8 protein-coding genes are annotated in these 7,705 nt (G+C 36.0%); all 8 read left to right on the top strand.

Going from position 1 to position 7,705, the window contains the following annotated elements; genetic code table 11:
• Positions 1–76 precede the first annotated feature (76 nt).
• The 8 genes from CBW22_RS24130 to CBW22_RS24100 are packed head-to-tail and all read left to right on the top strand — an operon-like array spanning position 77 to position 7,397.
• Complete coding sequence (locus CBW22_RS24130; RefSeq protein ID WP_088518094.1) at positions 77–865, top strand: class I SAM-dependent methyltransferase; 789 nt, start codon at positions 77–79, stop codon at positions 863–865.
• 40 nt (positions 866–905) lie between these two features.
• Positions 906–1,427 carry a dCTP deaminase gene (gene dcd / locus CBW22_RS24125; RefSeq protein ID WP_088518093.1) on the top strand — a complete coding sequence of 174 codons (522 nt, stop codon included), beginning with the start codon at positions 906–908 and terminating at the stop codon, positions 1,425–1,427.
• A gap of 19 nt (positions 1,428–1,446) precedes the next feature.
• Positions 1,447–1,965, top strand: coding sequence for a dCTP deaminase (locus CBW22_RS24120; protein WP_088518092.1), 519 nt, complete (start codon positions 1,447–1,449; stop codon positions 1,963–1,965).
• A complete protein-coding gene (locus CBW22_RS26180; RefSeq protein ID WP_141097366.1) occupies positions 1,952–3,001 on the top strand; it encodes a hypothetical protein in 1,050 nt (349 codons plus the stop codon). The genes CBW22_RS24120 and CBW22_RS26180 overlap by 14 nt, the downstream gene beginning before the upstream one ends.
• Before the next feature lie 8 nt (positions 3,002–3,009).
• Complete coding sequence (locus CBW22_RS24115) at positions 3,010–3,789, top strand: metallophosphoesterase family protein (protein ID WP_088518091.1); 780 nt, start codon at positions 3,010–3,012, stop codon at positions 3,787–3,789.
• 11 nt (positions 3,790–3,800) lie between these two features.
• Positions 3,801–5,042 (top strand): ATP-grasp domain-containing protein, encoded by a 1,242-nt coding sequence (locus CBW22_RS24110; protein WP_088518090.1) that lies wholly within the window; start codon positions 3,801–3,803, stop codon positions 5,040–5,042.
• Positions 5,039–6,256 carry an ATP-grasp domain-containing protein gene (locus tag CBW22_RS24105; RefSeq protein WP_088518089.1) on the top strand — a complete coding sequence of 406 codons (1,218 nt, stop codon included), beginning with the start codon at positions 5,039–5,041 and terminating at the stop codon, positions 6,254–6,256. The genes CBW22_RS24110 and CBW22_RS24105 overlap by 4 nt, the downstream gene beginning before the upstream one ends.
• On the top strand, positions 6,234–7,397 hold the full coding sequence (locus CBW22_RS24100) for an MFS transporter (protein ID WP_088518088.1): 1,164 nt from the start codon (positions 6,234–6,236) through the stop codon (positions 7,395–7,397). Before CBW22_RS24105 ends, CBW22_RS24100 begins: the two co-directional genes overlap by 23 nt.
• Positions 7,398–7,705: the final 308 nt, after the last annotated feature.

Raw genomic sequence — 7,705 nt, 5'->3', positions numbered from 1 at the left:
GTTTTATGTTTAACTTGTTAGGGTCTTTAGACTCATATCACGTGTGTTACTTTAACGTTAAAAATAAGGATGAATTATGCCGATTATTAACCCAGTATGGGAAGAGAATGAATTACTAGGTGAAATCGAATATAACCGAGACCTTCAAAGTATAATTGAAAAAAATACTTGGCATGATTTATTCGGTTCACCTAAATGGATACTAATGAATCCAGCAGATGAAGTTGTTGATTTTTACCAAAAATATATCGTCAATCCCTCTAATGCATTACGTAACCGTTTCACCTTAACAGGTAAAAAACTGCATGACCTAGGTTGCGGTGGTGGACGTCATGTTTATTACTTTACTGAACGTGGATTTGACGTTACTGGTAGCGATTTATCAGAAAATGCTATAAACCATACACGTAATGAATTAATAAAGCGCGAGCAGCATGCAGACTTACATCTTTGTCCTATGACTGAACTCCCGTTTGAAAACAATACATTTGACGTTACAATATCTCGGGCTGTAATAAACCATTCCACACTTCAAGATGTTAAGAAAGTAATTTTTGAGGTAGCACGCACCACAAAACCAGGCGGCCTATTTTTTGTAACTTTTTCTTCTGAGCGAGCATCAGACTGGAAAAAAGGGAAAGAAGTTGATCCAGATGTCTCTTATATTCCAGAAAGTGGACCTGAAAAAGGATTAGTGCATACGTTTCTTAACGCGGGAAGCACAGCAGCACTACTTGAGCCATTTTTTCGTATTGAAGAAATTTATCTCTATGAGCATCCTTCATGGGTAACATCTGCGCCAGGCGCATCTGATCCAAATGAATATTTTGGTTCTGAATACGTAGCGATCTGCGTTCGTCGTTAATTTTTGGGGCAAATTCTGAATACCTTAATGGACACTTATTATGATATTGACCGGAAAAGCAATAAGCGAAAATGTTGCTAATCGCCAAATTACTATTGAGCCTTATAACAAGGAACATGTCACAACTAACTCATATGACCTTACGCTGGGTAGTCAGTTTATTCGGTATACAGGAGAGATTCTTGACCCACGTATTAAAAATGAATATGAGACAATTGAATGCGATGAACAGGGTATTGTTCTTCAACAAGGCGATTTTTTATTAGGTCATAGTTGTGAAAAGATTGGTAGTCAGAATTATGTCCCTATTATTCATGCAAAATCGGGAATTGCAAGGTTAGGTTTATTTGTCCACATCACAGCAGATCTGATTGATATCGGTTCGTTTGGTTGCGTGACATTTCAACTTTATAGTACTCTGCCAATAAGAATTTTTCCAGGCATGAAAGTAGGTCAGGTTTCGTTTTGGAAACCTATGGGTGATATCACATTATATGAGGGTAAATATCAGGGTTCAAAAGGCCCTGCACCTTCAAAAGTTCATCGTGATTTTATTGCTTAGTTTTTTTAATGGTGACCTTATGATCTTGACTGGAAATGAAATCAATCGCCGATTGCAGAAAGGTGAAATTACGATTTCACCTTTCTGCGATAATCAGTTGAACCCTAACAGTTACAACTATCGTTTAGGACCTAAGCTGGGTGTACCATATCAACATAAGAATGAAATGCTTTTTGAATTTATTGATATGCCGGAAAATGGCTATGTGATGCAACCTGGCTGTACATATTTAGGGCACACTCTCGAAATTTTAGGCAGTGATACTTTTGCTATGTCCTTGATAGGAAGAAGTTCATTAGGTCGTCTTGGTTTATGGCTGCAAGTTTCAGCCAATTTAGGACATACAGGCTCATGTCATAGATGGACCTTAGAATTAGTATGTGCTAAGCCATTCAGACTTTATCCAGGAATGAAAATAGGCCAAATTTCATTTTGGTTAAATCAAGGAGACATAGGATTATATCGTGGTGGATACTCGTCATTTAACGAGCCTCATGAATCATGCATAAATCAGGGGCTGAAATATGACGCAACATAATAAATGGAAGACAACTGCGTTGAATTTACAGCAGGATAAAGAACTAATAGCTGATGTCTTTACAGAATGCTTTAAAAAGCAATCGTTTGCTTTTCATGCACCTGATGCCCTAGTGCCTAGTCGAGACGATTCTACTCTTTTTACTGGTTCAACAATTAGCACATTCAAATACCTTTTAAAATCTAATGAAAAAAATTATCGCTATTTTACTCGACAGAAATGCCTTCGTACCCAAAACAGTAAATTATTATCAAAAGGAGAATATGCAAAGTGGTCTTCTTTATTTGAAAGCGTAGGAGCGATATGTAGTATTGATTACCAGAGAGAAATTGTATCTTCCACACTAAATTTTGCTAAAAAATTAAAACGATTAAAAGGTATTGATTACAGATTCAATATATCTAGTTTAGATATTGACCTGCAAAGATTACTTATTAGTTGCGATAAAAATGTACCTTTACATTTTGATTCTCAACCTGAAAGCTACTATCGCCATGTTTTTGGAATGGAAAACGTTAGCGGAAGAAACTGTAATCTAGCTGTAAGTATTGATGGCCGTGAATTTAACGATATAGGTAATCTAATTATCATTGAACACTTCTCTGAAAAAATTGCATTAGAATCCGCCTTCGGGATTGAAACTATTGTCACACGAGTTAATGGCTTGGATAGTTCAATTTTAGCGTTACCACCTTGCATGGATGTCGAATATCCAGATTCAAACATGTTATTATTAATCGATGCATTAGTTTCATGCATTGCAATTCTTTCAATGAAGATTAAACCTGTTGCCACTAATCGAGGGAGAGTACTCCGACGATATCTGCAAGGTCTATCCAATCTACGCATACATTCAAATACAAGCTTAGATGAGATGGAAAATCTTGCAGAACGTTATGAACGCAAATTTTTTGGGAGTAATTACATTACTCATTTCATCCTTAATTATATTCAGCACTATGAGAAATTAAGGCATGAGGGCATAAAAGAAAGTGTAATAAATAAAATATTAACTAAAAAAACACAAATAGTTTGAGGTAAATAATGCTAACCGGAATCATTTCCGACATACATGAAGACATTATACGTCTTGAGGCTGCACTAAAGCTTTTTGAAGAACAGAAGGTTGATGAAATAATTTGTTTGGGCGATATTGTAGGATATTCAGTTCCTTTTTACGGCTACCTCAGTACTAGAGATGCAAACCGATGTGTGGAATTGATACGTAAAAATTGCTCAGTAGTCGTTATGGGAAACCATGATTTATTTGCAACAAAAAAATTACCGTCTAAATGTGCGGATTTTAATTTTCCTATGGACTGGTATCAGCGCTCATTTGCAGAGCGAAAAAAATTAAGTAAAGGGAAAATATATCTATATGAAGATCATGAACTTCCTACATTATTAGATGATGAGAATCTCATTTGGCTGAGCGAACTCCCTGAATATGTAATAAAAAGTTACCCTACTCACAATGTCATGATTTCTCACTATGCCACTCCTGACATAACTGGCTGTAGTTCAACAGAAGTGAAAAATTTCGAACAAATATTAAATCATCTTGAATTTATGACAACTAAAAATTGCATTTATGGTTTTTCTGGGAATGATCACATTCCCGGAATGAAAATTTTCTCAGATGGTACTGTAAAAAATTATGACTTCGAAAAAGTCATCCTTGGAAAACAGCCTTGCTGGGTTACAGGTCCTACAGTATCTATGGGTACAGTTGCAAATGGCGTTATGATTTATGACAGTGTTTTTCGAAAGCTAGAAACCTTTGCATTGAATAGTCCAATTCATGCTATACCTTCATCAATTTAACGGAACTAATTATGACTCAAACCACATTATTATATGTTAATGGTCGTCAAAATCCTCATGAACGTATGGCTGAATTAACTACTGCTATTTCGGAAAATTACAAAATTGTTGTTTTGGGAAATTCATTACCTATGTGGGTTTCCAGCATAGCCTGTGAGATAGTCGAATGCGATTTGCACGACACCTCAGCAGTCATCAAGATTGTAAACAAGCTTCACTTAAACTACGATTTTAAGGGTATTATTTGTTGGTCTGAAACTGACGTACCTTTACGCAACTTATTGTGTAAATCGCTTGGGTTGCCTGGAATGGCTCAGGAAGATGTTAGGTGCTGCCGGGATAAGGTATCTATGAAGCAGCGTTTGAATCAAAAAAGTAATCTTCTACCCAAATGGAAAAGCGTATCTTCGTTAGAGTCCGCTCAAAATGCAGCTTTAGAGATTGGTTTTCCGCTCATCTTAAAACCAGCTTCTGGATCAGGTTCTAAGGGCATTTTTAAAATTAACAAAATGGAGCATTTGATCGACGCTTGTTCGGAGCTAAATAAAATAACCCGTCCTGAATTCGATGCAGTTTTTGAACGTTTCGGTAGTGAATGGATCATAGAAGAATATGTTGACGGTCCTGAGTTTAGTGTAGATGGATATGTTCACCGTGGAAACATCTACATTACAGGTATTACTGATTACAAATCGGATACCGAAAACTTTATTGAGCATCGCCATATTTTCCCCTCAGCGCTGCCTTCACATCAACAACAAGATATTTGTAAGAACGCCAGAGAAATTATTGGATTATTAAATATTCAAGCTAGCAATTTTCATCTTGAAGGAAAATACAGCACTCAAGGCTTTAAATTTATCGAATGTGCTGCTCGCCCTGCCGGGGGGTATATTTCCACTCATTTATTACAGTATGCTACACAAAACCAACATCTAAAAAACTATCTAAGGGTATGTCAAGACCTTTCACCGTTGCCAAACCCAGCAATAACTGAGTACGTTGGCGTTAAGTACTTATTTGCACATAAATCCGGATTATATAGAGGCTGTGAAAATTTTGAATACATATTGAACAACCCATTTATCAAACATGTTTATCTACACTTCCAGCCAGGTCACAAGATTTTATTGCCCCCGAATAACTATAATGACTTTAGACTTGGCGTAATTATAGCTACTCATAAGAATTATGATATAGTTGCTCAAACACTTGAAAAAGCAGCTTCAGAAATAAGGTTTCATATCGAATGAAAACATTGATTCTATTTGGTTGTGCCTCACTAAGACAGGGGCCCAGGGCTATTGCTCAGGCAAAAAAAATTGGACTTCATCCAATTTTGATCGATACTGCAGATAATATTGCCCTTTTCAATGCTGGTTATGATCAAACTGTAGAACAACACGTAGTGAAAGACAAAAGTTATAAAGCAGCCTACCTCATAATTAATAAGCTGGCTAAGAGCCATAATTTAGCTGCAATATACACTTTCGAAGAGTATTCTGTAGAAATTTGTGCGAAACTAAGTCAGACTTTTTCTTTACCGGGTAGTTCGCCTGAATCTGTAAGCTTAGTGAGGGATAAATCACTTTGTAGAAACTGCCTCAGAGAAGCGGGAATGTTGCAACCATTATCAGCGCGTGTAACTTCGTTCGAAGAAGCTACATTATTTATGAAAAGATCTGCAGCTGATTTATATATTATAAAACCCATTGATGCAGCGGGAAGCCAAGGCGTAAGTCGTATTGAAAGAGATAATAAACAACAGCTTTCCCTAGCGATTGCTTTACTTTTACCCGTTCAACAAAAAAACTTCCTCATTGAAGAATTTGTTTCCGGCAATGAATATAGTATCGAAGGTTTTTTCCATCAAGAACGACCTGTTTTTCTTGGAATAACCAGTAAATCCCTTTTTCCAGGTGATAGTTTTGTTGAAAGTATGCACGTTTTTCCTGCAAAGCTTTCATCATCGTTGCAGAAAAATATTTTACATCAGGTCAAATGTGCGTTAGACGCTACTCAACTAACCGTTGGCCATTTTCATGTTGAATGCTGGCTTCACGATGAGACAGTCATTATTGGAGAAATTCATAATCGTCCAGGCGGTGATTACATACATTTATTGACTGAAATAGCTACTGGTATTGAAACTTACACATCGGTATTTAAGCAATTTAATTCATTGCCCACTACAGATGTAACTTCATACGGCCAGATCTATAATGTGGGGATACGTTATTTTAATGCTTCCCCAGGAAAACTGAGCTCAATCACAGGCATTGATGAGGTTAATGAACATCCAAATGTTATCCTTACAGAAATTAATGTCAAGAAAGATGATCATATTCAATTAATTACTCAATCATCACAAAGGGTTGGGTGTATGATAGCTAAACACAATAGCGTAGATGAATTACTTGAATTACTTGATTGGGGGACAAAACGTGTTAAATTTGAAGTGGATTAAACCTTTTGTGTCTGCAATTACGTTAAGTACCTTCTTTTTTTCATGTAGCTGGTTCTCATTATTGGCTATTATTAGCATTTATTTAACAAATGTACTGAATTTTTCTGCTATGTTAACGGCTACCATAATGATGGTAACTTCCATAGCTTCGAAACTAACGCGTTTAATGGTATCAGCTCTCTTTGACAAGCTTGCCCCACATTACGTTATCGCGCTATCAGCCAGTATGATATCAGTTAGTTGTTTAGTGCTTGCTATCACTACTAACACAACTTTCGTTGTACTTGCAATTTTTGGCTTTGGTATTGCTTATGGCTCAACAAGTATGGTGTTAAGGACTTTAGCAGGAATTATTCGTGATAATAAACAACGGGCGGAAAAATTTGTTCAGTTATCAGTGATTACAAATCTTGCTTCAATGGTTGCACCATTAGCTTGCGTCAGCCTTTATGAGGGCGTTTCTGTAAGAGCTCCTTTTATTTTAAACGCATTTATAATGCTTTTATTAGCGTTTATTTCGCTTTTTAAGGCTAGCTGGCCTAAACTACCTCCTCAGCAACCTTGGTTACACGCATTAAAGCAACAAACTAGAAGCAAAAACATTGTAATACTTTTTATCCTTACGATACTCTGCTGGACCATCTATTCACAATTGTTCTCAGCTTTACCATTATATGTCGAGCAACAACTGGGGAGTGCAAAGGATGTTGGCTATCTTTTATCTTTTAATGCAATATTATCTGTTGTACTTGCATCTCCCATTCATAAATTAACATTGCGATATTGCCTGTCAACACATTATATTATTATAATTTCGTTGTTGTTGCATGCTTTAGGCTCATTCTTCATTCATTTTTCATCTTCTAATCATACTCTTTATTTTTCATTGCTTATCTGGACTATGGGAGAATTACTATTGATCCCCACCTTACAAAGCACTTTAGCTGGTTCTGTCGATGGTGAATTGCTGGTTAGTGTAACAGCTATCAATGCCATTGCTATGGGATTAGGAGAAGGATTTGGAAGCTTTTTAGGAGTAATGTTGACTAGAGAAACTCATATCTCATTTTTAGTTTTCTCAGGTATCAGTATAATCACTCTACTCTATACATGGCATTACCGTCGCTATCTGTCTTCATAGTAAAGACTTTGCTAAAGGGATAACTCCGTATTGCTTACAACATAATCAGCTAACAAAAAATCTTAGCTGATTATGACCCCACATTTATTTATGAAAAGCATAGAAATAAAATTTTATAGCCAAAAATTATTCTATGGCCATTTAAAAATTTTGATAAAGTTTTATGAATTTTATTAAACCCACATAAATTTGAACATTTTTCCATGTTTAAATCAATGCATATCTCGGCTACATTTAAATTCTACTTCGCTTCCCTTTTTTTATTATCATAAAATTCTGATTAAGAAGTATTTCTTTCTCATATTTAA

Origin of the sequence: Pantoea sp. VS1, from assembly GCF_002207995.1 — a bacterium.
Taxonomy (GTDB): Bacteria; Pseudomonadota; Gammaproteobacteria; order Enterobacterales; family Enterobacteriaceae; genus Pantoea; species Pantoea dispersa.
This window is presented reverse-complemented; position numbering and strand designations above follow the sequence as displayed.

Excerpts from the sequence above, each read along its gene's own strand:
- CBW22_RS24110 (WP_088518090.1), top strand. The coding sequence starts at position 3,801 with ATGACTCAAACCACATTATTATATGTTAATGGTCGTCAAAATCCTCAT.
- CBW22_RS24105 (WP_088518089.1), top strand. The coding sequence starts at position 5,039 with ATGAAAACATTGATTCTATTTGGTTGTGCCTCACTAAGACAGGGGCCC.
- CBW22_RS24130 (WP_088518094.1), top strand. The coding sequence starts at position 77 with ATGCCGATTATTAACCCAGTATGGGAAGAGAATGAATTACTAGGTGAA.
- dcd (WP_088518093.1), top strand. The coding sequence starts at position 906 with ATGATATTGACCGGAAAAGCAATAAGCGAAAATGTTGCTAATCGCCAA.
- CBW22_RS24120 (WP_088518092.1), top strand. The coding sequence starts at position 1,447 with ATGATCTTGACTGGAAATGAAATCAATCGCCGATTGCAGAAAGGTGAA.
- CBW22_RS24115 (WP_088518091.1), top strand. The coding sequence starts at position 3,010 with ATGCTAACCGGAATCATTTCCGACATACATGAAGACATTATACGTCTT.
- CBW22_RS26180 (WP_141097366.1), top strand. The coding sequence starts at position 1,952 with ATGACGCAACATAATAAATGGAAGACAACTGCGTTGAATTTACAGCAG.